The sequence below is a fragment of the Pseudoalteromonas sp. P1-25 genome (assembly GCF_001401805.1).
GTDB lineage: Bacteria > Pseudomonadota > Gammaproteobacteria > Enterobacterales > Alteromonadaceae > Pseudoalteromonas.
Window position 1 is genome coordinate 1 of the sequence record NZ_LKDW01000067.1, and the last position, 1,676, is coordinate 1,676.

1 protein-coding gene is annotated in these 1,676 nt (G+C 41.7%); it reads right to left on the minus strand.

Features of this window, described 5'->3' with window-relative positions:
• Window positions 1-592: 592 nt before the first annotated feature.
• Entirely contained in the window at window positions 593-1,513 is a 921-nt protein-coding gene (gene galU / locus AN393_RS19505) for a UTP--glucose-1-phosphate uridylyltransferase GalU (protein ID WP_055018938.1), read from the minus strand.
• Window positions 1,514-1,676: the final 163 nt, after the last annotated feature.

Below are 1,676 nucleotides of genomic sequence, written 5' to 3' on the forward strand. Positions count from 1 at the left end.
AAGAAAAAGAGGAGTAAATGAGAAAACATATAAGTAGCAGCGAGTTTTCCTCGCGTTTAGCCTTAACGCGGCATAAAGCCGCGACTACAACGTTCCCCTCTAGAGCGCAGCGTCTCCTAACCTCTTAGTGAATAAGTTACTTAAAACCCTATTGCACAAAGAGAAGCAAAAGAGGAGTAAATGAGTAAGGCATTTAAGTAGTAGCGAGTTTTCCTCGCGTTTAGCCTTAACGCGGCATAAAGCCGCGACTACAGCGTTATCCTCTATAGCGCAGCGTCTCTTAACCACTTTGTAAATAAGTTACTTAAAACCCTATTGCACAAAGAGAAGAAAAAGAGGAGTAAATGAGTAAGGCATTTAAGTAGCAGCGAGTTTACCTCGCGTCTAAATTTATTGTTTAACTAGGCATAAAGCCTAAGTGCGCCAGCAAGCAAGGCGCCTACAAAATAACAATATACTCCGAGCATAAAACCTATGTAGGCGTGAAGCTTGCTCACGCAGAGCACAATAGCTGGCTGTCAGCCAAAATACATACACCCACAAAAAAGCGCGGCATATAGCCGCGCTTATAAATAATATAGATTCTACAATATTATAAATTTACAACATTATCAGATTGCGCAGCCGGCTCATCGTTAACTAACGACGTTAAATATTGGCCAAAATCATCGCCAAGTTTTGCATCGCGCATTCCGTATTCTACAATTGCTTTTAAGTAGCCTAGCTTATCGCCACAGTCATGCGAGCGGCCACTCATGTGAAACGCTTCAACGGTTTCTTGCTTCATTAGCTCATCAATAGAGTCGGTTAATTGTATTTCACCACCAGCACCTACTGGTGTTTTAGCAAGCAGTGGCCAAATGTTTTTGCTTAGTACATAACGCCCTACTACAGCAAGGTTTGAAGGCGCTTTATCAGCTTCAGGCTTTTCAACCATGGTTTTAATTGCCGCACTGTTGCCTGGCGTTAATTGCACGCCGTTTATATCAGCAATACCGTATTTACTTACATCTTCTTGTGCTACCGGCTCAAGCATAATTTGACTTGCTTTAGTTTCGTTAAAGCGTTTGATCATAGCTGCTAAGTTTTCAGTTTTTTGATCGGCTGTGTAAGCATCAAGTATCACATCTGGCAGCAGTACAATAAAATCGTTATCGCCCACAATTGGCTTTGCACACAAAATAGCGTGGCCTAGGCCTTTAGCTTCGCCTTGGCGTACACTCATAACTGTTACATCGGTAGGGCAAATAGAGCGTACTTCTTCAAGCAGAGCACGCTTAACGCGTTTTTCAAGCGTTGCTTCAAGCTCGTAGCTAGTATCAAAATGGTTTTCTATGGCGTTTTTAGAACTATGCGTTACAAGTACAATGTCTTTAACACCAGCAGCTACACACTCACTTACTATGTATTGTATAAGTGGCTTATCTACAATAGGTAGCATTTCTTTAGGGATTGCTTTAGTCATAGGCAGCATACGCGTACCAAGGCCAGCAACAGGAATAACAGCTTTCATGGGTAGTCCTTTATTTATAAATTAATTATTTTTAACTTAGCAGGTTAAAAGTAGATGGGGGCTGAATGAATGGGAAGCTATCAGCTATCAGCTATCAGCTATCAGCTATCAGCTATCAGCTATCAGCTATCAGCTATCAGCTATCAGCTATCAGCTATCAGCT

What these genes read in the sequence shown, in the direction of transcription:
- galU (WP_055018938.1), bottom strand. Translation starts at nt 1,513, where the DNA reads ATGAAAGCTGTTATTCCTGTTGCTGGCCTTGGTACGCGTATGCTGCCT.